This is a genomic window from Roseovarius sp. B-10 (assembly GCF_056859295.1).
Genome location: NZ_JBSXOE010000027.1, coordinates 65,742 through 86,595 on the forward strand (window position 1 = coordinate 65,742; position 20,854 = coordinate 86,595).

At 66.5% G+C, this 20,854-nt stretch carries 29 protein-coding genes; 19 read left to right on the forward strand and 10 right to left on the reverse strand.

The features are described from left to right. Window positions 1-9 precede the first annotated feature (9 nt). Complete coding sequence (locus AC13D8_RS06765) at window positions 10-1,179, reverse strand: MalY/PatB family protein (RefSeq protein WP_482968265.1); 1,170 nt, start codon at window positions 1,177-1,179, stop codon at window positions 10-12. Window positions 1,180-1,275: 96 nt separating this feature from the next. On the opposite strand from AC13D8_RS06765, the gene def (AC13D8_RS06770) reads away from it, so the two are divergent. The 5 genes from def (AC13D8_RS06770) to AC13D8_RS06790 are packed head-to-tail and all read left to right on the forward strand — an operon-like array spanning window position 1,276 to window position 3,743. Beyond that, entirely contained in the window at window positions 1,276-1,794 is a 519-nt protein-coding gene (gene def / locus AC13D8_RS06770; protein ID WP_482968216.1) for a peptide deformylase, read from the forward strand. Then, window positions 1,791-2,285 (forward strand): peptide deformylase, encoded by a 495-nt coding sequence (gene def / locus AC13D8_RS06775; protein WP_482968217.1) that lies wholly within the window; start codon window positions 1,791-1,793, stop codon window positions 2,283-2,285. Before def (AC13D8_RS06770) ends, def (AC13D8_RS06775) begins: the two co-directional genes overlap by 4 nt. A gap of 59 nt (window positions 2,286-2,344) precedes the next feature. After that, window positions 2,345-3,253, forward strand: a complete 909-nt coding sequence (gene fmt, locus AC13D8_RS06780) for a methionyl-tRNA formyltransferase (protein WP_482968218.1) — start codon at window positions 2,345-2,347, stop codon at window positions 3,251-3,253. A gap of 4 nt (window positions 3,254-3,257) precedes the next feature. Further along, window positions 3,258-3,500 (forward strand): hypothetical protein, encoded by a 243-nt coding sequence (locus tag AC13D8_RS06785; protein ID WP_104018467.1) that lies wholly within the window; start codon window positions 3,258-3,260, stop codon window positions 3,498-3,500. A gap of 3 nt (window positions 3,501-3,503) precedes the next feature. Next, on the forward strand, window positions 3,504-3,743 hold the full coding sequence (locus tag AC13D8_RS06790) for a GlsB/YeaQ/YmgE family stress response membrane protein (RefSeq protein WP_104018468.1): 240 nt from the start codon (window positions 3,504-3,506) through the stop codon (window positions 3,741-3,743). A gap of 3 nt (window positions 3,744-3,746) precedes the next feature. On the opposite strand, the gene AC13D8_RS06795 is transcribed toward AC13D8_RS06790, so the two are convergent. From AC13D8_RS06795 to ispH, 5 genes are all read right to left on the reverse strand, one after another. Beyond that, the gene (locus AC13D8_RS06795) at window positions 3,747-4,370 is read right to left on the reverse strand and encodes a trimeric intracellular cation channel family protein (protein ID WP_482968219.1); all 624 of its coding nucleotides are present in this window, start codon (window positions 4,368-4,370) and stop codon (window positions 3,747-3,749) included. Further along, window positions 4,367-4,834, reverse strand: a complete 468-nt coding sequence (rnhA, locus tag AC13D8_RS06800; protein ID WP_482968220.1) for a ribonuclease HI — start codon at window positions 4,832-4,834, stop codon at window positions 4,367-4,369. The genes AC13D8_RS06795 and rnhA overlap by 4 nt, the downstream gene beginning before the upstream one ends. Continuing rightward, window positions 4,827-5,444, reverse strand: coding sequence for a glutathione S-transferase family protein (locus AC13D8_RS06805; RefSeq protein WP_482968221.1), 618 nt, complete (start codon window positions 5,442-5,444; stop codon window positions 4,827-4,829). Before AC13D8_RS06805 ends, rnhA begins: the two co-directional genes overlap by 8 nt. A 10-nt stretch (window positions 5,445-5,454) precedes the next feature. After that, on the reverse strand, window positions 5,455-5,910 hold the full coding sequence (locus AC13D8_RS06810) for a DUF3429 domain-containing protein (RefSeq protein ID WP_482968222.1): 456 nt from the start codon (window positions 5,908-5,910) through the stop codon (window positions 5,455-5,457). A gap of 460 nt (window positions 5,911-6,370) precedes the next feature. Then, window positions 6,371-7,321, reverse strand: coding sequence for a 4-hydroxy-3-methylbut-2-enyl diphosphate reductase (gene ispH, locus AC13D8_RS06815; RefSeq protein WP_482968266.1), 951 nt, complete (start codon window positions 7,319-7,321; stop codon window positions 6,371-6,373). A 202-nt stretch (window positions 7,322-7,523) separates the two neighbouring features. Between ispH and AC13D8_RS06820 the strand changes: the two genes are divergently transcribed. Further along, window positions 7,524-7,922, forward strand: coding sequence for a c-type cytochrome (locus AC13D8_RS06820; RefSeq protein WP_482968267.1), 399 nt, complete (start codon window positions 7,524-7,526; stop codon window positions 7,920-7,922). A 16-nt stretch (window positions 7,923-7,938) separates the two neighbouring features. On the opposite strand, the gene AC13D8_RS06825 is transcribed toward AC13D8_RS06820, so the two are convergent. After that, on the reverse strand, window positions 7,939-8,388 hold the full coding sequence (locus tag AC13D8_RS06825) for a YqaA family protein (protein ID WP_129435239.1): 450 nt from the start codon (window positions 8,386-8,388) through the stop codon (window positions 7,939-7,941). 213 nt (window positions 8,389-8,601) lie between these two features. On the opposite strand from AC13D8_RS06825, the gene AC13D8_RS06830 reads away from it, so the two are divergent. Continuing rightward, window positions 8,602-9,879: a YadA-like family protein gene (locus AC13D8_RS06830; RefSeq protein ID WP_482968223.1), complete on the forward strand. Its 1,278-nt coding sequence runs from the start codon at window positions 8,602-8,604 to the stop codon at window positions 9,877-9,879. Further along, window positions 9,873-10,349, forward strand: a complete 477-nt coding sequence (locus tag AC13D8_RS06835) for a hypothetical protein (RefSeq protein WP_482968224.1) — start codon at window positions 9,873-9,875, stop codon at window positions 10,347-10,349. The genes AC13D8_RS06830 and AC13D8_RS06835 overlap by 7 nt, the downstream gene beginning before the upstream one ends. 19 nt (window positions 10,350-10,368) lie before the next feature. Here AC13D8_RS06835 and AC13D8_RS06840 read toward each other — a convergent pair whose 3' ends face one another. Continuing rightward, the gene (locus AC13D8_RS06840; RefSeq protein ID WP_104018477.1) at window positions 10,369-10,950 is read right to left on the reverse strand and encodes a LabA-like NYN domain-containing protein; all 582 of its coding nucleotides are present in this window, start codon (window positions 10,948-10,950) and stop codon (window positions 10,369-10,371) included. Between the two features lie 145 nt (window positions 10,951-11,095). Between AC13D8_RS06840 and folK the strand changes: the two genes are divergently transcribed. The 11 genes from folK to recO all read left to right on the forward strand — a co-directional run bounded on the left by folK (window position 11,096) and on the right by recO (window position 19,725). After that, window positions 11,096-11,689, forward strand: a complete 594-nt coding sequence (folK, locus tag AC13D8_RS06845) for a 2-amino-4-hydroxy-6-hydroxymethyldihydropteridine diphosphokinase (RefSeq protein ID WP_482968225.1) — start codon at window positions 11,096-11,098, stop codon at window positions 11,687-11,689. A gap of 65 nt (window positions 11,690-11,754) precedes the next feature. Then, the gene (rpoZ, locus tag AC13D8_RS06850; protein WP_129434094.1) at window positions 11,755-12,108 is read left to right on the forward strand and encodes a DNA-directed RNA polymerase subunit omega; all 354 of its coding nucleotides are present in this window, start codon (window positions 11,755-11,757) and stop codon (window positions 12,106-12,108) included. Window positions 12,109-12,148: 40 nt separating this feature from the next. Next, window positions 12,149-14,287 carry a RelA/SpoT family protein gene (locus AC13D8_RS06855; protein ID WP_129434096.1) on the forward strand — a complete coding sequence of 713 codons (2,139 nt, stop codon included), beginning with the start codon at window positions 12,149-12,151 and terminating at the stop codon, window positions 14,285-14,287. A 2-nt stretch (window positions 14,288-14,289) separates the two neighbouring features. After that, entirely contained in the window at window positions 14,290-14,994 is a 705-nt protein-coding gene (locus tag AC13D8_RS06860) for a DUF2062 domain-containing protein (RefSeq protein ID WP_482968226.1), read from the forward strand. A gap of 14 nt (window positions 14,995-15,008) precedes the next feature. Next, window positions 15,009-15,758, forward strand: a complete 750-nt coding sequence (locus tag AC13D8_RS06865) for a pyridoxine 5'-phosphate synthase (protein WP_482968227.1) — start codon at window positions 15,009-15,011, stop codon at window positions 15,756-15,758. Beyond that, window positions 15,755-16,165 (forward strand): holo-ACP synthase, encoded by a 411-nt coding sequence (gene acpS / locus AC13D8_RS06870; protein ID WP_482968228.1) that lies wholly within the window; start codon window positions 15,755-15,757, stop codon window positions 16,163-16,165. The genes AC13D8_RS06865 and acpS overlap by 4 nt, the downstream gene beginning before the upstream one ends. A 59-nt stretch (window positions 16,166-16,224) precedes the next feature. Continuing rightward, the gene (gene lepB, locus AC13D8_RS06875; RefSeq protein WP_482968229.1) at window positions 16,225-17,055 is read left to right on the forward strand and encodes a signal peptidase I; all 831 of its coding nucleotides are present in this window, start codon (window positions 16,225-16,227) and stop codon (window positions 17,053-17,055) included. Continuing rightward, window positions 17,052-17,738: a ribonuclease III gene (rnc, locus tag AC13D8_RS06880; protein WP_482968230.1), complete on the forward strand. Its 687-nt coding sequence runs from the start codon at window positions 17,052-17,054 to the stop codon at window positions 17,736-17,738. Before lepB ends, rnc begins: the two co-directional genes overlap by 4 nt. Then, window positions 17,735-18,643: a GTPase Era gene (gene era / locus AC13D8_RS06885; RefSeq protein ID WP_482968231.1), complete on the forward strand. Its 909-nt coding sequence runs from the start codon at window positions 17,735-17,737 to the stop codon at window positions 18,641-18,643. The genes rnc and era overlap by 4 nt, the downstream gene beginning before the upstream one ends. Window positions 18,644-18,648: 5 nt before the next feature. Continuing rightward, window positions 18,649-18,981 (forward strand): DUF1491 family protein, encoded by a 333-nt coding sequence (locus AC13D8_RS06890; protein ID WP_482968232.1) that lies wholly within the window; start codon window positions 18,649-18,651, stop codon window positions 18,979-18,981. 9 nt (window positions 18,982-18,990) lie between these two features. Next, the gene (recO, locus tag AC13D8_RS06895; protein WP_482968233.1) at window positions 18,991-19,725 is read left to right on the forward strand and encodes a DNA repair protein RecO; all 735 of its coding nucleotides are present in this window, start codon (window positions 18,991-18,993) and stop codon (window positions 19,723-19,725) included. 58 nt (window positions 19,726-19,783) lie between these two features. Here recO and AC13D8_RS06900 read toward each other — a convergent pair whose 3' ends face one another. Both AC13D8_RS06900 and AC13D8_RS06905 read right to left on the reverse strand, forming a co-directional pair. Continuing rightward, window positions 19,784-20,314 carry a universal stress protein gene (locus AC13D8_RS06900; RefSeq protein WP_482968234.1) on the reverse strand — a complete coding sequence of 177 codons (531 nt, stop codon included), beginning with the start codon at window positions 20,312-20,314 and terminating at the stop codon, window positions 19,784-19,786. A gap of 149 nt (window positions 20,315-20,463) precedes the next feature. Further along, on the reverse strand, window positions 20,464-20,853 hold the full coding sequence (locus AC13D8_RS06905) for an META domain-containing protein (protein WP_482968235.1): 390 nt from the start codon (window positions 20,851-20,853) through the stop codon (window positions 20,464-20,466). Window position 20,854 lies beyond the last annotated feature (1 nt).

The following is a 20,854-nucleotide window of genomic DNA, read 5'->3' on the forward strand; positions in this document are numbered from 1 at the left end:
GCGCTTGCCCTATTGCAAATCCGCGAAAGCCGCCTGCAGCCGCTCCACCGCCTCGGCCACCCGCGCGCGCGGCGTGGCGATGTTGAATCGCAGGAAGCCCTCGCCGCCGGTGCCGAAGCTGGGGCCGTGGTTGACGCAGATGCGCGCCTCGCGTTTCACCCGGCGGGTGAACTCGGCGGGGTCCATGCCCGTGCCGGAGAAATTCACCCAGGCGAGGTAGGTGGACTCGAGCGGCATGGATTTGAGGCCCGGAATGGCGTTGACGCCCGCGTCGAAGAGCGTGCGGTTGCCGTCGAGATAGGCGCAGAGCGCATCGACCCATTCCGCGCCCTCCGGTGAATAGGCGGCTTCGGCCATGAACAGGCCGAAGGAATTGGGCGATATCCCCATCGCCGCCATCCTCTTGGCGAAGCGCGCGCGCAACCCCTCGTCGGCAATGATCACGTTGCCGAGATGGGCCCCGGCGATGTTGAAGGTCTTGGTGGTCGCCGTCATCATCACCAGCCGGCTGGCGACGCCGTCGATATGGGCCATCGGGATATGACGCTGACCGGGCATGAGCAGGTCGTGGTGAATCTCGTCGGAGACGAGAATGAGGTCATGACGACGGGCGAATTCGGCCACGCCCTGCAACTCGGCGCGCGTCCAGACGCGACCGCCGGGATTGTGCGGCGAGCACAGGATGACCATGCGCTCGTTGCCGGTCATCAGGGGGTCGTAAGCCGCGAAATCCATCTCGTAGCGGCCGTTATTATCCACGAGCGGGCATTCCCGCACCTCGCGTCCGGCCGCGCGGATCACGCGGGCGAAGGCATGGTAGACGGGGGTGAAGAGCACCACCGCGTCGCCCGGCTCGGTGAAGGTATCGACGCACATCGCGGTGCCGTTGACGAGGCCGTGGGTGGTGAATATCCATTCCGGCTCGACCTGCCAGCCGTGGCGCTCTTTCATCCACCAGCGGATGGAGGCGCGATAGCCCCGATCATCGCCGTAATAGCCGTAGATGCCGTGCCGGGCCATGCCGTTGAGCGCCTCGGTCACGCAGTCGGGCGGGCGGAAATCCATGTCGGCCACCCACATGGCGATGCCGTCCTGCGGCGAGATGCCGTACTTGGCCTGCATCATGTCCCACTTGTCGGAATGGGTACCGCGCCGGTCGATGATCTCGTCGAAATCCATGCCTGTCTCCTGCTCGTTGCCGAGGCGCAGGCTAGCCGAATGCGCGGCGGCTGCAAGGGCGTTGCGGAACGCGCGCCGATCCCCTAAATCAGCGCCATGAAACGGCCCATCCTCATCCATCCCGACCCGCGGCTCAAGAAGGTCTGTGCGCCCGTCTCGGAAATTACCGACGATCTGCGCAAGCTCGCCGATGACATGCTCGAGACCATGTACGACGCGCCGGGCATCGGGCTCGCCGCGCCACAGGTGGGGGTGCTGTCGCGATTGATCGTACTCGATTGCGTCAAGGAAGAGGGCGAGGCCCCGCGACCGCTGGTGATGATCAACCCCGAGGTTCTGGCGTCCTCCGAGGAGATGAACACCTACGAGGAAGGCTGCCTGTCGATCCCCGATCAGTATGCCGACGTGACGCGCCCCGCCGAGGTGGAGGTGCGCTGGATTGATCCGGACGGGGCCGAGCATCGAGAAGGCTTCGGCGGGTTGTGGGCGACGTGCGTGCAGCACGAGATCGACCACCTCAACGGCAAGCTGTTCATTGACTATCTTGGAGCCATGCGGCGGCAGATGATCACCCGCCGGATGGTCAAGCTCAAGCGAGAGAAGGCGCGCGCGTGAGCGCGCGGGCGGTCCTGCGCTGGCCTGACCGGCGGCTGCGTATGGCCGCGGACCCGGTGGCGGAGATCGACGACGGGGTGCAAGCGCTCTGGGACGAGATGATCGCGGTCATGGAGGCGATGCCGGGTGTCGGGCTGGCGGCGGTGCAACTGGGCGAGATGCGCGCGCTGGCGGTGGTGGATGCGAGCACGAAACGGGGGCAGGCGGTGCGCATGGCCAACCCCGAGATCCTGCACGCGAGCGTGGAGTTGCGCCCCCACGAGGAAGCCAGCCCCTGCCTGCCCGGCGTCGCGGCGACGATCGAGCGGCCGCGCGCGGTGACGGTGCGGTTCCTGAATGCCGATGGTGCGATGGAGGAGCGCGATTTCGTGGGGCTATGGGCAACATCCGTGCAACACCAGATCGACCATTTGCAGGGGCGGATGTATTTCGACCGGCTGGGTCGCGTGAAGCGGGATATACTGTTGAGGCGGGCGCGGAAACTGACCTGAGGCCGGTATGCATGGAACGCTCTTGATTTGGATATTTTTGGCAAGATGAAGGGGGCGGCATGCGCGTGATCTTCATGGGAACGCCGGGTTTCTCGGTGCCGGTTCTGGATGCGCTGGTGGCGGCGGGGCACGAGGTGGCCGCGGTTTATTGCCAGCCGCCGCGCCCGGCGGGACGGGGCAAGAAGGCCCGGCCAAGCCCGGTGCAGGCGCGGGCCGATGCGCTGGGGCTGCCGGTGCGCCATCCTGCAAGCCTGAAGGGCGCGAATGAGCAGGCGGAGTTTGCCGCGCTCGGGGCGGATGTGGCGGTGGTGGTGGCTTACGGCCTCATCCTGCCGCAAGCGGTGCTCGATGCGCCGCACTTTGGTTGTCTCAACATCCATGCCTCGCTGCTGCCGCGTTGGCGCGGGGCGGCGCCCATCCAGCGCGCGATCATGGCGGGCGATGCCGAGACCGGCGTTTGCATCATGCGGATGGAGGCAGGGCTCGATACCGGACCTGTGCTGATGCGCGAGCGGCTGGCGATCGGGTCGCAGGAGACGGCGGGCGGCTTGCATGACCGGCTCTCGGCCCTGGGGGCAAGGCTCATCGTCGAGGCGCTGGGGCGGCTGGACGGTCTGGAGCCCGAACCGCAACCGGAGGACGGGATCACCTATGCCGCCAAGATCGACAAGGCCGAGGCGCGGGTGGACTGGAGTCGCCCGGCTGAGGAGGTGGATCGGCTGATCCGGGGCCTGTCGCCGTTTCCCGGCGCGTGGTGCATGGCCGGTGATGAGCGCGTGAAGCTTCTGGGGTCGTGCCTTGCCGAGGGACAGGGCGCGCCGGGCGAGGTGCTGGACGATGCCGCGACGGTGGCCTGCGGGCGCGGTGCGGTGCGGCTTTTGCGCTTGCAACGCGCCGGGCGCGCGGCGCAGGATGCGGGCGAGTTCCTGCGGGGCATGGCGCTTGCCCCTGGGATGCGACTGGAGTGACGCGATGTTCCTGCAACTCTTCGGCACGGTGGTGATCGCAGGCATCGTGGGCTACGCCAGCGAGCGGAGCGGGTTCACGCGCAACGGGTACATCCCGTCGATCATCATCTGCGTGGGTGGCGCGTTCCTGTTCTATTTCATCCGCATCATGTTCGGTATCCGTTTTGGCGCGCCCGGGATAGATGCGATTCTCTCGTCGGTTGGCGCGCTCGTCATCGTGCCGACCCATTGGCGCAGGCGGAGGTGAGCCATGAGCGTGGTCTATCTCATCATCATCGGTGCCGCGGCGGGCTTTCTCGCCACCCGGCTGATGGGGATGCAGGCGGGCGTGGTGCCCACCGTGCTGCTGGGCATCGCCGGGGCGCTGATCGGCGGGGTGCTGATCCGGGTGATCCTGACGGTGACGGGGCTTCTTGGTGGGCTGATCGGCGCGGTGCTGGGGGCGGTGCTGCTGATCTGGCTTTACCGGATGTATCTGGAGCGCCGGTGAACCTCAGTTGAGCGGCGGGCGGGCGTGGTAGACCGGCAGCCGCCAGCCGAAGGCGAGCGAGCCCGCGCGCAAGGCCCATGTGAGCGCCGCGCAGATACCGAGGACCACCAGCGGGTCATTGGTAAAGAGGCGCGCGATCACAGCCCCGAGCGCGCCCGCGAAGGCCGCCGAGACGTAGAGCTCGCCCTGTTTCAGGACCAGCGGCACCTCGCCCACCACCACGTCGCGCATGAGCCCGCCCATGCAGCCGGTGACCATGCCCATCAGCACCACGATCACCTGCGTCTGACTCATCGCCATCGCCGCGCTGACGCCCGCGGGCACGGCCACGGCGAGGGCGAAGCTGTCGAGCCACAGGAGCCAGCGGTAGCGGCTTTCGACCAGGTGCGCGGTAAAGAACACCAACAGCGCGGCGGCGCAGGCAATAAGGATGTAGTTCGGGTTGCCCATCCAGAACACCGGGTTGCGGTCGAGCAGCACGTCGCGCAGCGTGCCGCCGCCCACCGCCGTCAGGCAGGCGAGGAAGGCAAAGCCCACGATGTCGAGCTGCTGGCGCGAGGCGACGAACGCTCCGGTGAGTGCGAAAATCAGCACAGCGGCATAATCGAGGAGCGCGAGGTAGCTCATGTCTCACTCTTGCCCGGCTTGAACGGCGCCATTCCGGCGCGCGCCAGTTCGTCGGCGCGCTCGTTCTCCGGGTGGCCTGCGTGGCCCTTGACCCATTCCCAGGTCACGGTGTGGCGTTTCTGCGCCTCTTCCAGGCGCTGCCACAACTCCACGTTCTTTACTGGCTTTTTCGCGGCGGTTTTCCAGCCGTTCTTCTTCCAGCCGTGAATCCAGCCGGTCACGCCGTTCTTAACATAGCCGCTGTCGGTGACGATGGTGATGGCCGAGGGCTTCGAGAGTGTCTCGAGCGCGTGGATCGCGGCCAGAAGCTCCATCCGGTTGTTGGTGGTCTCGGCCTCACCGCCCGAAAGCTCGCGTTCCTTGACGATCGTGTCGCCCTCTACTGCGCGCATCAGCACACCCCAGCCGCCAGGGCCGGGATTGCCCGAACAGGCCCCGTCGGTATAGGCGAATAGATCAGCCATCCATCAGCCCCTCGTAGCCCGGCAGCGCCGCCACGCGCGCGCACCATGCGGTGAGGCGCAGGAACCGACCCATGTCGAAGCCGCCGCGCGTGCCCGCCGTGTGGGTATAGGCGTAGAGCGCGATATCGGCGAGGGTAGGGGAGGGGCCGCAGAACCAGTCCCGCCCGTCGAGCGCGTCCTCCATCAGCCCGAGGATGGCGTGGCCTTCGTCGAGCAGGGCGGCCATGCGCTCGGGCGTGGCCTCCTGCGCCAGGTGCTGATAGGTGGCGAGCGAGGCGCGCACGGCAACGACCGGCTCGTGCCGGTTCTGCTCGAAGAACATCCAGGCGAGCATCTGTGCCTGCGCCAGCGCGCCCTCGGGCACCCAGCCGGTGCCGTGGCCAAGGTACCACAGGATCGCGTTCGATTCCGTCAGGATCGTGCCGTCGGGCAGATGCAATGTGGGCAGCTTGCCCAGCGGCAGGTGCCCCGCTGCCTTGGCCTCGGCCAGTTCGGGGGTGTTGGTCTCGATGGGGACATGCCGGTAGCGGCGCCCCTCGAGCGCCAGCAGGAGCCGCACCTTGTAGCTATTGCCCGAGGAGGGCATGGAATAGAGCGTGAGATCGGTCATGTCGTGGGCCTCAGAGAAAGGTGCCGATGGCGAGGCAAGCGATCGCCACGGCGCTGAGCAGGAGGCGTAGCGGTATCCACCAGTCGGGCGCAAGGCCCCAGCGGGCGAATTGCCAATCGAGAGCCAAGAGCCCGGCAAAGCCGAAGATCAGGTTCATCCCCGCCGAGACCGGCCCGCCGCCGGTCATGAAGAACGCCCAGAGCGCGGGGATCACCGAGAGGGCATAGCCGGTGGCGGCGAGGGTGCCGGTGGCCTTGCTGGCAAAGCCCCAGAGCACGCCTGACATGAACGACAGGATCACCGCGCCGTAGAACAGCATGACATAAGGCCCGGCGAAGCGCGGGCCGATGGCCCGCACCGTCCACAGGCCGAGATCGGGCAGCAGCACGGTCAGCGCCCCCCAGAGGAAGGGGATGAGGCCGGCAAGGCCGAGGATCAGCGGGGCGCGCGGGATGCTCTGGAACATGGCGCGCAAATTGGCGCGGTGGGGCGGGGTTGGCAAGGGCGGATGGGGGGTGTGTTGTTTGTCAAGCGGGATGTTTCTGCCAGTCGCCACGGTCAGGATCTGGCCTGGAGGGGACATCGAACCGTCTGGTGATGAGTCGCGCAGCGTCCGACCACCGGGTGGGCGCAAAATCGGTTATGCAGCGCGATTTATGGTGCAAGATACTTCTGGAATTACCGTTACTTGCACCGTCGAGGAGCGCCCGCCCGTCACGCCAGAGGCATGCCGCCAATATCGGCGCACCTCCGGTGCGACGGGGCGGTCGGGCGCTGCGCGGCGGCGCGTAAACGCGCCTCGATTCCGCGCATGGGCGCCAAGACCTGAACGTCCGCTCAAGGCCATTGTGCTCACGGCCGCAACGCGCTGTCATGCCCGAGCTGATCCTTGGGCGTTACCCGACACGTCGCACCCGCCACCAACTTCACGCCGTCTCGCGCAGCACCCGTGGCACCTTGAACTCGACGTTTTCCTGTGCGGTCTCGACCACCTGAACGGTCACGTCATAGCGGGCGCGGAAGGCGTCGATCACCTCGTTCACCAGCACTTCGGGGGCCGAGGCGCCGGCGGTGACGCCGACCGAGGTGATGCCCTCAAGCGCCCGCCAGTCGATATCGGTCGCGCGCTGGACAAGCTGTGCGTAGGAGCAGCCCGCGCGCGCGCCGACCTCGACCAGACGCCTGGAATTCGATGAGTTGGGCGCCCCCACGACCAGCATCGCCTCGGCTTCGCGAGCCATCGCCTTGACCGCCTCCTGCCGGTTGGTGGTGGCGTAGCAGATGTCTTCCTTGTGGGGGCCGATGATGGACGGAAAGCGCGCCTGAAGGGCGGCGACGATTTCCGCCGTGTCATCGACCGACAGGGTGGTCTGCGTCACGAAGGCGAGCTTGGCCTCGTCGCGCACTGCGAGCGTGGCCACGTCGGCGGGGGTCTCAACCAGCAGCACCTCGCCCGGTGGCAATTGCCCCATCGTGCCCACCGTTTCGGGGTGGCCCGCGTGGCCGATCATCACGATCTGGAGGCCGTTCTCATGGTGGCGCTCGGCCTCGATATGGACTTTGGACACAAGCGGGCAGGTGGCATCGACATAGAGCATCTGGCGCGCGGCGGCCTCGGCGGGGACGGATTTGGGCACGCCGTGGGCGGAGAAGATCACCGGGCGGTCAACGGGGCAGTCGTCAAGTTCTTCGACGAAGACCGCACCCTTGGATCGCAGGTCATCGACCACGTACTTGTTGTGCACGATCTCGTGGCGCACATAGACCGGCGCGCCGTACTTCTCGAGAGCCATTTCCACGATCTTGATCGCGCGGTCCACACCGGCGCAAAAGCCGCGGGGGGCGGCGAGCCAGAGGGTGAGCGGGGGCTTGGGCATGTCGGTGTCCTGCATGGCCCGGAGATAAGCCAGCACGCAGCGCGCGTAAAGGGCGGCGGTGGCGGAACGAGCGCTGCGATCGGGCTTGACCTTCCAGCGGGGGAGAGGCCGATAGCGGCGAAAACCGCAGCGAAGAGAAAGGCTCCCGATGAGAGTGAGACAACGGATGGTGGCCCTGCGCGTGGGGCTGGCCCTCGGCGCGATGGCTGGCGCGGCGCAGGCGGAGGGGGTGTTGCCATACCGCGATGCCGATGCGGTGGCGCGTGGCGAGCGGCTCTACGAGGCCACTTGCGCCACCTGCCACGGGCGCGACCTGCAGGGCGAGCCGAATTGGAAAACCCGCGACGCCGAGGGCTACCTGCCTGCACCGCCGCATGACGAGACCGGCCACACCTGGCACCACCCCGACGCTGTCCTGCTCGACATCGTGCGGCGCGGGACGGCGGCGGTGGTGGGGCAGGGCTACCAGAGCCGGATGCCGGGTTACGCCGGGGCGCTGACCGAGGCGGAGATGCGCGAAGTGTTGGCGTATATAAAGTCTACCTGGCCCGACCGCGTCATCGCGATACACGACCGGATCAACGTCGAGGCCGGGGGATAGCGCCGTTGCTTTCGCGTCATCCGCCCGCCTGCACCGTGAGCCAGGCCAGCACGATGTAACGAGCCGTCTTGGCGATGGTCACCAGCACGAGAAACACCCAGACCGGCGTGCGCATCACCCCCGCGATCACGGTAAAGCCGTCGCCCAGAGGCGCCCAGCTCATCAGCAGGGTCCACACGCCCCAGCGCGCATACCAGCGCTGCGCGCGCGCCAGTTGCGCCGCGTTGACAGGAAACCAGCGCCGAGTGCGGAACCGCTCGATCCCGCGCCCCAGCACGTAGTTGACCACCGCGCCCAGCGTGTTGCCGAGGCTTGCCACAGCCACCAGCCACGCCACCGGCGCGCTGCCCGCCACCTGCAGCGCGACGAATACCACTTCGGACTGGAACGGCAGGATCGTCGCCGCGCCGAAGGCGGCGGCGAAGAGACCGGCAAACTGTCCGAGCATCGCGGCGTCGGGGATCATGCGGAGGCGCGTGTCATCATGCCGGGCACCCTAGGTCGGATCGCGGCGGTTCCCAAGCCGAAGACGGGTGTCAGCGCTGCACTTGAAAGTTGAACGCCCGGCGAAGCCAAATGCGGGTTGATCTGGAAAGATTCGGTGCTCATAAAGACATATATATTCGCGCCTTGGCGTTCTTATTGCCAAAAAAGTAATCTTATGGAGTCGTAAAATATCATGTCGCAGTCATCTCGTGTCGGTCTTGTCCCCCTTACCGCATTGTTCATCGGCCTCGGGGCCGCAGCCGCCACCGCGCAGACGCTGGGCGCTGGTGCGACAGCAACCGGCATCGACAGCGTCGCGCTTGGCGACAACAGCCTCGCCTCGGGAGACGGCAGCACGGCGGCAGGCGCGTTGAGCGAGGCTTCGGGCCTGGAAGGGTCCGCGTTCGGCGTGGAGAGCCTCGCCTCGGGGGATTTCAGTACCGCGATCGGCGGGGTGAGCACCGCCTCGGGCAACAACAGCACGGCGCTTGGACATGAAAGCGAAGCCTCGGGCGATGGCGCCACGGCGCTTGGCGGGTCCAGTATCGCCTCGGGCCTGCAGAGTACGGCGGCGGGTGAGTTCAGCAGCGCCTCGGGCCTGCAGAGCACGGCGACGGGTCAGTTCAGCACCGCGTCGGGCGATTTCAGCACCGCGACCGGGCAGGCGAGCCTTGCTTCGGGGGACGGCAGCACGGCGACCGGCCAGTTCAGCACGGCCTCGGGCCTGTCCAGCACGGCAACGGGCACGGGCAGCGAAGCCTCGGGCGATTTCAGCACCGCGATGGGAACCGGCAGCGTTGCCTCGGGGCAGGCCAGTCTGGCTTCTGGCGTGGACAGCGTCGCCTCTGGCCTGCAGAGCACGGCCACGGGTGAGTTCAGCACCGCCTCGGGCGATTTCGGCACCGCGACCGGGCAGGCGAGCCTTGCTTCGGGGGACGGCAGCACGGCGACCGGCCAGTTCAGCACCGCCTCTGGAGAGGATAGCACGGCGCTTGGGCAGGGCGCGCAGGCGACCCATGCCAACGCGATGGCGCTGGGTGCGGGGGCACAGACCACGGCAGCCAACCAGGTGGTCATCGGCGGCGCCACCAATACTTACACGACACCTGGCATCACCTCGGCGGCCAGCCGTGCGGCACAAACCGGGGCGGTGGAACTCGTGACATCGGACGCGCAAGGCAACCTCGCCACCGACGGTGGCGCGACCGCTGCGGCGATCCGCGGCCTCAACGACAATGTCCGCGAGAACCGCGACGGGGTGGCGCTGGCGCTGGCCATGCAGTCGCCCTCGCTTGCCGGGGCGGAGAACTTCGCCCTGTCTGGAGGCTTTGGCACCTATGCGGGCGGCAGCGCCTTCGCAGCGACGGGCGCGGTGCGGATCTCGCCCAATGCGCAGTTTGACGGTGGCATTGGCGTCGGCTTTCGCGAGAACCGTGTTGGCGGCCGGATCGGCGTGACGTTCAAATGGTGACTTGGCTGCGGGTGGTGGCGCGCGCGGCGTTGTTGAGCGCCGTGCTTGCCGCGCCCGCGACCGCCCAGACCGCGCCACCGTCCAAGGGAGAGGTGGCACGGCTGGTTTGGACGACGCTGATCGCGCTCGATCACGCCAACCGGACCGGCAATTACACGGTGCTGCGCGATCTTTCTGCACCCGGGTTCCGCGCCGCCAATGACGCCGCGCGACTGGCCGGCGTGTTCGCGCGCACCCGCGACCTGCCGCTTGGGCGGGTGGTGCTCTACGCGCCGCAAATGGCCGTGCCGCCCGAGATCGTCGAGGACGGCGCATTGCGCCTGCGTGGGCGCATCCCGATGCGCCCCGAGGCGGTGCTGTTTGACATGCTGTTCGCGCAGCAGGGCGTGGACTGGCGGCTCCTGGGCCTGTCAGTGGGGCGCGGGGAGCCGTCGGTGCCCGAGGAGAGTGGCGAGGAGGCGCGCGAGTAACACGCGCCTGCCCTGGTCGTCACTCTTGGGCGGTGGCGTAGGCGGCTTCGCGCTCGGACGGATCGCGAGGTTCGCGCGGGGGCCGTCCGATCACCTCCTTGAGGTCGTCGAGTTCGATGAAATTGTCGGCCTGGCGGCGCAGGTCGTCCGAGATCATCGGCGGCTGGCTTCGGATGGTCGATACCACCGAGACACGCACACCCTGGCGTTGCAGGCTCTCAACCAGCGGTCGGAAATCTCCGTCGCCCGAGAACAGCACGATGTGATCGACGCGCGGCGCAAGCTCCATCGCGTCGACGGCGAGCTCGATATCCATGTTGCCCTTGACCTTGCGACGGCCCTGGCTGTCGGTGTATTCCTTCGCTGGCTTGGTCACCATCGAATAGCCATTGTAGTGTAGCCAATCGACGAGGGGGCGAATCGGCGAATACTCGTCATTGTCGAGAAGCGCGGTGTAGTAGAATGCGCGCAGAAGCTTACCCCTGCGCATGAATTCGTTGCGCAGCAGCTTGTAGTCGATGTCGAACCCGAGAGCCTTGCCGGCGGCGTAGAGATTCGAGCCGTCGATGAACAAGGCCAGACGATCATCCTTGTAAAACATCGTGGAATATCCTTTCAAATCGATCCGGATTGCCTGTGGATGAGTGAGTGTGTGAGTGGTGCGGCAAGCCGGATGTAGCGGAAGAGTTAATCGGTGACCTTGCTGGCTTCAAGTGAGTGGCACGTCACAAAAGGATAGGTTTGTGATGACGTCGGATCAACTGTGCTTGATCGCGCTGGGCGCAAACTTGCCGTTGCGCGATGGGGACCGCGAGGGCGGGCCGGCAGCAACGCTTGATGCCGCAGTGAAACGCCTGGAGATCATGGCAGGAACGCAGGCCGCGGTGAGCGCGTTCTACCGCACGCCGGCCTTTCCGCCGGGGTCGGGACCGGATTTCGTTAATGCCGCCGCCGCGCTACGCATCGCAGGCACGCCCGAGGCCGTGCTCGCGCAACTGCACGCGGTCGAGGCGGAATTCGGACGCGACCGTGCGGCGCGCTGGGGCGCGCGCACGCTCGACCTCGATCTGCTGGCCATCGGTGCGCGAGTCCTTCCGGATGCCGGAACGCACGGGCGCTGGCGCGCGCTTGGACCTCTGGAAGCGCAGGGGCAGGCCCCCGACCGGCTCATCCTTCCACATCCGCGGATGCAGGAGCGGGCTTTCGTGCTGGTGCCGCTGGCGGATGTGGCCCCTGACTGGCGTCATCCGATCCTCGGGCAAACAGTACGCGAGATGCTCGCGGCGCTGCCCGAAGCGGCGCGCGCCGAGGTCGTGGCGCTGCCGAATCGGTGCTTGTAAATCCCGGCCCGACGCCTTAAATACCGGGCTTCTGATCGAAATGCCCGAGAACTGCCGGAGGTCGCATGGCCCGCGTAACCACAGAAGACTGCGTCGACAAGGTCCCGAACCGATTCGAGCTGGTGATGCTCGCTGCTCACCGGGCGCGCGAGATCGCCGCTGGCGCCCCGCTCACGGTGGATCGCGACAACGACAAGAATCCTGTCGTGGCGCTGCGCGAAATCGCGGACGAGACGCAATCGGCTGGGGATCTGCGCGAGCGGCTCATCGAATCCCACCAGACCCAGATCGAGGTGGACGAGCCCGAAGAGGACACGATGGCGCTGATGATGGGGGCGGAAGCCGACCAGCCGGAGCCGGACGACATGTCCGAGGAAAAGCTGCTGCGTGCCCTGATGGAAGCGCAGGGCGAGGGCTGAGGCTCGTCGCAGCCGCCAAGGGACCGGGGCGTGCCACCAGATGATCGCCGTCGATGACCTGATCTCGCTGGTGCGCCACTACAATCCGAAGACGGACGAGGCCCTCATCCGTGACGCCTATGCGTTTGGTCGCGAGATGCATGAGGGCCAGTCGCGGCATTCGGGCGAGCCCTATTTCACCCACCCTGTCGCAGTCGCCGCGATCCTGACGGAACAGCGGCTGGACGACGCGACCATCGTTACCGCGCTTTTGCACGACACGGTTGAGGACACCAAGGCGTCCTACCGCACGGTGGAAGAGCGGTTCGGCACCGAGATCGCCGAGCTGGTCGATGGCGTGACCAAGCTGACCAACCTGCAACTGTCGAGCTCCGAAACCAAGCAGGCGGAGAATTTCCGCAAGCTGTTCATGGCCATGTCGCGCGATCTGCGGGTGATCCTGGTGAAGCTCGCCGACCGCCTCCACAACATGCGCACGATCAAGGCGATGCGCCCTGACAAGCAGGCGCAGAAGGCGCGCGAAACGATGGACATCTATGCGCCGCTCGCGGGGCGCATGGGGATGCAGTGGATGCGCGAGGAACTGGAGGATCTCGCGTTCCGCGTGCTCAACCCCGAGGCGCGCGCCTCGATCATCCGCCGCTTCATCACGCTTCAGCGCGAGACCGGTGACGTGGTCGAGCGAATCACCGGCGACATGCGCCTTGAGTTCGACCGTGCGGGGATCGCGGCGGAGGTCTTCGGGCGCGCCAAGAAGCCCTATTCGATCTGGCGAAAGATGCAGGAAAAGCAGATGGGCTTTTCGCGCCTGTCCGACATTTACGGCTTTCGTATCATCACCGGGTCCGAGGCCGATTGTTACGCGGTCCTGGGCGTGATTCATCGCCGCTGGCGCGCGGTGCCGGGGCGGTTCAAGGACTACATCAGCCAGCCAAAATCCAACGGATACCGTTCGATCCACACGACTGTGTCGGGGCGGGACGGCAAGCGGGTGGAGGTGCAGATCCGCACTCAGGCGATGCATGACGTGGCCGAGACGGGGGTCGCGGCGCACTGGTCCTATCGCGACGGGGTGCGCGCCGAGAACCCCTTTGCCGTCGATCCCGCGCGCTGGATCTCGGCGATGAACGAACAGTTCGACGCCGAGGAGGATCACGAGGATTTCCTCGAGGCGGTCAAGCTCGAGATGTATGCCGACAAGGTGTTCTGTTTCACCCCCAAGGGCGATGTCATCAAGCTGCCGCGCGGGGCCACGCCGATAGATTTCGCCTATGCCATCCACACTCGGATCGGGCATGCCTGCGTGGGGGCCAAGGTGGACGGGATGCGCGTGCCGCTCTGGACGCGGATCAAGAATGGGCAATCGGTCGAGATCATTACAGCGGGCGGGCAGATGCCGCAGGCCGCGTGGCTCGACATTGCCACCACCGGCAAGGCGCGCGCGGCCATTCGCCGGGCACTGCGTGAGCTCGACCGCGACCGCTATGTCAAGCTGGGCCGCGAGCTTGCGCGCTCAGCCTTCGAGCACGTGGGCAAGCGCGCCACAGACAAGGCGCTGGAGGCCGCGGCGCGCACGCTGCGGCTCAAGGATGCCGACGAGGTGCGCGCGCGCCTGGGCAGCGCCGAGTTGACCGCGCAGCAGGTGCTACGCGCGGTTTATCCCGATCTCGCCCCCGCGGGCGAGGCCGAGGTGGCGCGCGACCGGGCGGTGATCGGCCTGCGCGCCGACCAGGGATTTGCCCGCGCCCGCTGTTGCCAGCCGCTGCCAGGCGAGCGTATCGTCGGCATCACCCATCGCGGGCAGGGCGTGGTGATCCACGCCATAGATTGCGAGACACTGTCGCGCTACGATCAGCAGCCCGAGCGCTGGCTCGACCTGCATTGGCACACCGGTAAGCATCCGGCGGCCTATGCCGTAACGCTCGACCTGACCATCGGCAACGATGCGGGCGTGCTGGGGCGGATTTGCACCTTGATAGGCGAGCAGAAGGCCAATATCTCGGATTTGACATTCGTCGACCGGAAACCAGATTTTTACCGATTGCTGATCGATGTCGAGTTGCGCGATGCCGAGCATCTGCACAGCGTCCTGTCGGCGCTCGACGCCGAGGCGGACGTTGCCGCCGTGGAACGCTATCGCGATCCGTCCCGCTCGGGGGACAAGCGCGAGGAGCCGTAGGCGTGATTTTCAGACGCCGAGACCGTAGGCCGTGGTGGCGCATCGTGGCCGATTTTCTCTGGCCGCGGGGCGGCTGGGCGCGCGCGTTCACCTATGTCAAGCACCGGGTCAACCGCCTGCCAGACCCGCCTGACCGGATCGCGCGGGGCATATTTGCGGGCGTGTTCACCACCTTCACACCGTTCTACGGGCTGCATTTCGTCGTTGCCGCTGCGCTCGCCTTCGTGGTGCGCGGCAACATCCCGGCGGCGCTCTTGGGCACGTTCTTTGGCAATCCGCTGACCTATCTGCCGATCGGCGTGGTGTCCTTGCAGACCGGGCATGTCATCCTCGGACGCCACACACCCCACGAGGAGGAGATCAGCCGCTCGCTCGGTGGCAAGTTTCTCGACGCGGGCGAGGATCTGAAAAACAATATCGTCGCCATCTTTACCGACCGGCAGGCGGACTGGCACGGGCTGGGCATTTTCTATGACGAGGTGTTCTTTCCCTACATGATCGGCGGTATCGTGCCGGGGATGGTGGCAGGGCTTGCCGCCTATTACATCAGCCTGCCGGTGATCGCCGCCTACCAGAAGCGGCGGCGCGGCGCGCTCCGGGCCAAGTGGGAGGCGCTGCGCAAGAAGCGCGCGGCAAAGGACAAGGCGGCGCGTGAGGCCAACGAGGAGAGCAAGGCGGAGCGCGATCCCCCGGCGGGACGCCCATGAGCAAGGAGCCACAGATGACGGCAGAGACACGACTGCGCCTTGGCGTGAATATCGACCACGTCGCCACCGTGCGCAACGCGCGGGGGGGGGCCTACCCCGACCCGTTGCGCGCCGCACGCATCGCCGAGGAGGCGGGCGCTGACGGGATCACCGCGCATCTGCGCGAGGACCGCCGCCACATCTCGGACGCTGACATCGACGGGCTGATTGAGGTGCTGACGGTGCCGCTCAACTTCGAGATGGCGGCGACGGCAGAGATGCAGAAAATAGCCCTGCGCCACAAGCCCCACGCCGTATGTCTGGTGCCCGAAAAGCGCGAGGAACGCACCACCGAGGGCGGGCTCGAAGTGGCCCGCGAGGAGAACCGGCTGGCGCATTACATAGTGCCGCTGCGCGAAGCGGGCTGCCGGGTGTCCATTTTCATCGCCGCGGACAAGCGCCAGATCGACGCCGCCCACCGGATCGGCGCAGAGGTGATCGAGCTGCACACCGGCGCCTATTGCGACGCCCATGCCGAAGGCGATATCACCACCCGCGACCGCGAGTTGGAGGGGTTGCGCGAGATGGCCAGCTATGCCCATTCGCTGGGGCTGGAGGTGCATGCCGGGCACGGGCTGACCTATGACACGGTGCAGCCGGTGGCGGCATTGCCAGAGGTGAGGGAGCTGAATATCGGCCATTTCATCATCGGCGAGGCGATTTTCATGGGTCTGCAACCGGCCATCGCCGAGATGCGCCGCCTGATGGACGAGGCGCGGGGGTGATCCTCGGCATCGGCACCGATCTCGCGAATATCGACCGGATCGCCGGCACGCTGGAGCGGTTCGGCGACCGGTTTCGTAACCGCGTCTTTACCGAGATCGAGCAAGCCAAGGCCGAGCGCCGCGCCGATGTGGCGGGCACCTATGCCAAGAGATGGGCCGCCAAGGAGGCGTGTTCCAAGGCGCTCGGCACGGGGCTGCGCATGGGGATCGCTTGGAAGGATATGGCCGTCAGCAATCTGGCGACAGGGCAGCCCGTGATGCATGTGACAGGCTGGGCTGCCGACCGGCTGGCCGAGATGACGCCCGAGGAGCACGAGGCGATCATCCACGTCACGCTGACCGACGATCACCCCTGGGCGCAGGCTTTCGTGGTGATCGAGGCACGCCCGATCGTGCCCGCGCCTTGACACCCCGGCCCACGCGCCGCATGAAGCGCCGGACCACAGGCACCCCCGCGGAGACAGGCATGGCATCCGAGACCCAGAAAGGCAGCTCCATCTGGGAGACGGTCAAGACCGTTTTCTGGGCGCTGGTGATTGCAGGCATCTTCCGCACCCTTTTCTTTCAGCCCTTCTGGATCCCGTCCGGGTCGATGAAGGACACGCTGCTGATCGGCGATTTCCTCTTCGTCAACAAGATGGCCTATGGCTATTCCTACGCCTCCTGCCCGTCGATCCGGCTGGGCGGGCTCGATATCGACGCGCGCGACATCTGCGGCTGGCTCGACGGTGACAACACCCGCATCCTCGGCGGCGAGCCCGAGCGTGGCGACATCATCGTGTTCCGCCACCCGGTGGACGGTACCGATTTCATCAAGCGGCTGATCGGGCTTCCGGGCGACCGGATCCAGATGAAGGGCGGGGTGCTACATCTCAACGGCGCGCCCGTGGAGATCGAGCCGGCGGGGGAATTCGTCGAGAAATTTACACCGCAGGGGCCGATGCGCATCCGCCCGCGCTGTGCCAATGGCGTCGTTGGGCTGGGCGCGGACTGTATCAAGGAGCGCTACATCGAGACGCTACCCGGCGGGCGCAGCCACGCGATTCTCGACATCGGTCCGCAACGCGCCGACAATACAGGTGTGTTCACGGTGCCGGAGGGGCATTACTTTTTCATGGGCGACAACCGCGACAATTCCACCGATTCGCGCTTTCCCCAGGCTGTGGGGGGCGTGGGCTTCGTGCCGTATGAAAACCTCATCGGACGTGCTAACCGGGTGATCTTTTCCTCGGCGGGGCGGTCGATGTTGTTTTTCTGGACTTGGCGCGGGGATCGCTTCTTCGAGGGGCTGGAGTGAAGCTTTCGGGCGAGATGCGGGACTTCGCGGCGCGGCTCGGGCATGATTTCGCCCGCCCCGCGCTTCTGATCGAGGCGCTCACCCATTCCTCGATTTCTTCGCCGGGTCGCACCGACAACCAGCGGCTGGAATTCCTCGGCGACCGGGTGCTGGGCCTCGTGATGGCCGAGGCCCTGCTGGAGGCGGATCGTGCCGCCGCCGAAGGCCAGCTTGCGCCGCGTTTCAATGCGCTTGTGCGCAAGGAGACGTGTGCGGCCGTGGCGCGCGAGGTCAACCTCGGAGAGGTGCTCAAGCTGGGCCGGTCCGAGATGCTCTCGGGCGGGCGACGCAAGGAGGCGCTGCTCGGTGACGCGATGGAGGCGGTGATCGCGGCGGTTTATGTCGATGGGGGCTACGAGGCCGCTCGTGACGTGGTCCTGCGCCTTTGGGGCACACGGATCGCGACCGTGGAGGCGGATGCGCGCGACCCCAAGACCAGCCTTCAGGAATGGGCGCAGGCGCGCGGGCTAACGCCGCCCGCCTATGTGGAGACGGGCCGCTCGGGGCCCGATCACGCACCTAAATTCACTATCGAGGTTCGGCTTGCCACGGGCGAGAGCGCGGTGGCCACCGCCGGATCAAAGCGGCAGGCTGAACAGGCGGCGGCGGGTGCCTTGCTGGCGCGATTGGAGACAGGAACATGACCACCACCCGCGCCGGATTCGTCGCGTTGATCGGAGAGCCCAATGCGGGCAAGTCCACGCTGCTCAATCGCATGGTGGGGGCCAAGGTCAGCATCGTCACCCACAAGGTGCAGACCACCCGCGCGCGCATCCGTGGCGTCGCGATGGAGGGGGACAGCCAGCTCGTGTTCGTGGATACGCCGGGTCTCTTTCAGCCGCGCCGCAGGCTCGACCGGGCGATGGTCGCCGCCGCGTGGGGGGGCGCGGCGGATGCCGATATCGTGGTGCTGCTGATCGAGGCGCATCGCGGGATCACCGAGGGGGTCGAGCGTATCCTCGAGGGGCTGAGCGAGATTGCCAAGGGCCGCAGAATTGCCCTTGCGATCAACAAGATAGATCGGGTCGAGGCCCCCGTCCTGCTGGCACTCACCAAGGATATGAATGACCGGTTCGCCTTTGAGCGGACGTTCCTGATCTCTGCCGAGAAGGGGCATGGCGTGGGTGATCTGCGCGCGTGGCTGGCGGCCGAGGTGCCCGAGGGGCCGTGGCTCTACCCCGAGGACCAGATCGCCGATCTGCCGATGCGGATGATCGCCGCAGAGATGACGCGGGAAAAGCTGACGCTGCGGCTGCACCAGGAATTGCCCTATCAATTGACCGTCGAGACCGAGCATTGGGAAGAGCGCGAAGACGGGTCGGCGCGGGTGGATCAGGTGATCTACGTGATGCGCGACGGGCACAAGGGGATCGTGCTGGGCCATCGCGGCGAGACGATCAAGGCCGTCTCCAAGGCCGCACGCGAGGAGCTCGAGGCGTTCATGGGGCGGCGTATCCACTTGTTCTTGCAGGTTAAAGTCCGGTCCGGCTGGATGGACGAGTCCGAGCGCTATTCCGAGATGGGGCTGGATTTCAAGGACGGGAACTGAGGGCCGTGGCCCGGCTGACCGCACGGTTCTGGATCGACGCCTATCTCGCGCGGTTGCGGCTGGCGGATATCCCCGCATTCGTGGTGGCGCATGGCGATGATACGGCTGGCGCGGTGCTGGTCAAGCTCAACACGCTGGACGGAAAAGCAAAGCTATTTCAAAGGACTATAGACCTCATGACGGGCGACAGGACGTGGGTCACCCTGGCTGAAGGGGACGAGGCGGAGGTGGATGCGGCGGTCGTTCGGCAGCGGGGCTTCGATCCGGACCTATGGGTGGTCGAGGTAGAGGACCGGGCGGGGCGGCACTTGCTCGACTCGGACGGTCTGGGGGGGTAGCATCCGACCATGGAGTGGCGCGATCAGGGCATATTGCTGGGTAGCCGACACCACGGGGAAACCTCTGTTATCATTGAAGTATTCACGCCGGAGCATGGGCGGCACGCGGGCGTGGTGCGGGGCGGGGCGTCGCGCAGGATGGCGCCGGTGCTGCAAACCGGCGCGCAAGTGGACGTGGAATGGCGCGCGCGGCTTGAGGATCACCTCGGGACGTTTCGGGTTGAGCCTTTGAAATCAAGAGCTTGGGTGATGGGGGACCGGCTCGCGCTGGCCGGGCTGAATGCGGTCTGCGCGCTGTTGCGCTTTACCCTGCCCGAGCGCGAGGCGCATGGGAAATTGTACCATAAAAGCCTGATTTTACTTGATCTTCTGGATCAGCCGGACATATGGCCGCTGGCCTATCTCAACTGGGAGATGGCGCTTCTGGAGGAAATGGGCTTTGGTCTTGACCTGCGCCGCTGTGCGGTGATGGGAGAAAAGGCCAATGATCTCAGCTACATATCCCCAAAGACCGGGCGCGCGGTGTCGCGGGCGGGGGCGGGGGATTGGGCCGACCGTTTGCTGCCGCTGCCGCCCTGCCTGCTGGGAGACGGCCCCGCGCCCGACACAGAAATCGTGCAAGGCCTTGATGTGACGGGACATTTCCTGCGCCATCACCTCGCGCCGCATCTCGGCGACAAGCCATTGCCCGATGCCCGCTCGCGGCTGGTCGATCTGGTGACGGCGCGGGCGGGCGCGGGGTGAACCTGTAGGTTCAGGCGACGAACCGCAAGGTTCAAAGGGGCACCGTGCGGTGCCCCGCTCAGCGAACCGTGACGACGGTGCAATCGGCGTGGTTGTTGACCTTCTGCGCGACGCTGCCAGCGAGCAGCGAGCGGACGCGCCCGAGTCCGCGATGCCCCATGACGATCATGTCGGCCCCGGCCTTTTCGGCCATGTCGAGGATGCCGTCGGCGGGGTCATCATCGGCGGTCAGGGTGTCGACCTGCTTTGCCCCCGCAGCGCGGGCGCGGTCGGCGGCGCGGTTGACGATCTCCTCGCCCATGAGGGTGATCACGCGCACCATGTCCGAGGACGGTCGCGAGGTGGCGAAGAGATCGCCGCCACCCGCGCCGCTGAGGATGTTGAAATCGACCTGCTGGGTCTTCTGCACCGATTCCACGATATGCTCGACCTCGGCCATGCGGGCGAGTTCGCGCGAGGGGCGGCCGAATTGCAGGACGTGGCCGACGGTGAGCGGCACGTCGAATTTGGCCGCGAGTTCGGCAGCGAGGTCAATGGCCTTGTTCGCGGTGTCCGATCCATCGGTCGCGACGAGGATATGGGTCTTCATGGCTGGTTTCCTCCCGTTTGTCGTGGCGGGTCGGGCGGATGCTGTGCGCGGCCCTTCCGGGGGAGAGGGTAGCGTTTCGGGGGGGAGGTTGCCTTGATCGCGATCAAGGTGGGAGAACGGGCGCCGCGCGGGTTTTTCGGGTGCCGCCCCTAGTCCTCTGCGCGGAACACCATCTCGCGGCCCGCGTCGTTGGACAGGATCAGGGTGTCGCCCGCGATCTCGGCCAGCGTCATGTCCTCGAGCGCGCGCAAGTAGCGGGTCTCGGCCTCGAGATCGGGGCAGGCGCGCCTTGTCGAGGTGATGCGCTCGGCGGAGAACCACGGGTAGGGCACGCTCTGTTGCCCCGAGTAGCGGTTGCACGGGGCCTCGCCGGCGAGCGTGCCCTCTTCGGGGAAGGTGAGCGTGGCGCGGGCGGCAAAGGGCGTGCCGTCGATGCTGCGCAGCGTCCATGTCGTGCTCTGCCCGCCGTGGCCCGATACCGTCTCGTCCTTGCAGTATCCAAGGAGCGACATGGCGATGATCAGGAGCGCGATGCGCATC

What these genes read in the sequence shown, in the direction of transcription:
- AC13D8_RS06905 (WP_482968235.1), bottom strand. Translation starts at nt 20,853, where the DNA reads ATGCGCATCGCGCTCCTGATCATCGCCATGTCGCTCCTTGGATACTGC.
- AC13D8_RS06865 (WP_482968227.1), top strand. Translation starts at nt 15,009, where the DNA reads ATGACGGCAGAGACACGACTGCGCCTTGGCGTGAATATCGACCACGTC.
- AC13D8_RS06795 (WP_482968219.1), bottom strand. Translation starts at nt 4,370, where the DNA reads ATGAGCTACCTCGCGCTCCTCGATTATGCCGCTGTGCTGATTTTCGCA.
- lepB (WP_482968229.1), top strand. Translation starts at nt 16,225, where the DNA reads ATGGCATCCGAGACCCAGAAAGGCAGCTCCATCTGGGAGACGGTCAAG.
- AC13D8_RS06820 (WP_482968267.1), top strand. Translation starts at nt 7,524, where the DNA reads ATGGCTGGCGCGGCGCAGGCGGAGGGGGTGTTGCCATACCGCGATGCC.
- def (WP_482968216.1), top strand. Translation starts at nt 1,276, where the DNA reads ATGAAACGGCCCATCCTCATCCATCCCGACCCGCGGCTCAAGAAGGTC.
- AC13D8_RS06825 (WP_129435239.1), bottom strand. Translation starts at nt 8,388, where the DNA reads ATGATCCCCGACGCCGCGATGCTCGGACAGTTTGCCGGTCTCTTCGCC.
- AC13D8_RS06840 (WP_104018477.1), bottom strand. Translation starts at nt 10,950, where the DNA reads ATGTTTTACAAGGATGATCGTCTGGCCTTGTTCATCGACGGCTCGAAT.
- rpoZ (WP_129434094.1), top strand. Translation starts at nt 11,755, where the DNA reads ATGGCCCGCGTAACCACAGAAGACTGCGTCGACAAGGTCCCGAACCGA.
- AC13D8_RS06900 (WP_482968234.1), bottom strand. Translation starts at nt 20,314, where the DNA reads ATGAAGACCCATATCCTCGTCGCGACCGATGGATCGGACACCGCGAAC.
- era (WP_482968231.1), top strand. Translation starts at nt 17,735, where the DNA reads ATGACCACCACCCGCGCCGGATTCGTCGCGTTGATCGGAGAGCCCAAT.
- ispH (WP_482968266.1), bottom strand. Translation starts at nt 7,321, where the DNA reads ATGCCCAAGCCCCCGCTCACCCTCTGGCTCGCCGCCCCCCGCGGCTTT.
- fmt (WP_482968218.1), top strand. Translation starts at nt 2,345, where the DNA reads ATGCGCGTGATCTTCATGGGAACGCCGGGTTTCTCGGTGCCGGTTCTG.
- recO (WP_482968233.1), top strand. Translation starts at nt 18,991, where the DNA reads ATGGAGTGGCGCGATCAGGGCATATTGCTGGGTAGCCGACACCACGGG.
- AC13D8_RS06835 (WP_482968224.1), top strand. Translation starts at nt 9,873, where the DNA reads ATGGTGACTTGGCTGCGGGTGGTGGCGCGCGCGGCGTTGTTGAGCGCC.
- AC13D8_RS06830 (WP_482968223.1), top strand. Translation starts at nt 8,602, where the DNA reads ATGTCGCAGTCATCTCGTGTCGGTCTTGTCCCCCTTACCGCATTGTTC.
- AC13D8_RS06785 (WP_104018467.1), top strand. Translation starts at nt 3,258, where the DNA reads ATGTTCCTGCAACTCTTCGGCACGGTGGTGATCGCAGGCATCGTGGGC.
- folK (WP_482968225.1), top strand. Translation starts at nt 11,096, where the DNA reads ATGACGTCGGATCAACTGTGCTTGATCGCGCTGGGCGCAAACTTGCCG.
- AC13D8_RS06765 (WP_482968265.1), bottom strand. Translation starts at nt 1,179, where the DNA reads ATGGATTTCGACGAGATCATCGACCGGCGCGGTACCCATTCCGACAAG.
- AC13D8_RS06810 (WP_482968222.1), bottom strand. Translation starts at nt 5,910, where the DNA reads ATGTTCCAGAGCATCCCGCGCGCCCCGCTGATCCTCGGCCTTGCCGGC.
- AC13D8_RS06805 (WP_482968221.1), bottom strand. Translation starts at nt 5,444, where the DNA reads ATGACCGATCTCACGCTCTATTCCATGCCCTCCTCGGGCAATAGCTAC.
- AC13D8_RS06855 (WP_129434096.1), top strand. Translation starts at nt 12,149, where the DNA reads ATGATCGCCGTCGATGACCTGATCTCGCTGGTGCGCCACTACAATCCG.
- AC13D8_RS06790 (WP_104018468.1), top strand. Translation starts at nt 3,504, where the DNA reads ATGAGCGTGGTCTATCTCATCATCATCGGTGCCGCGGCGGGCTTTCTC.
- rnhA (WP_482968220.1), bottom strand. Translation starts at nt 4,834, where the DNA reads ATGGCTGATCTATTCGCCTATACCGACGGGGCCTGTTCGGGCAATCCC.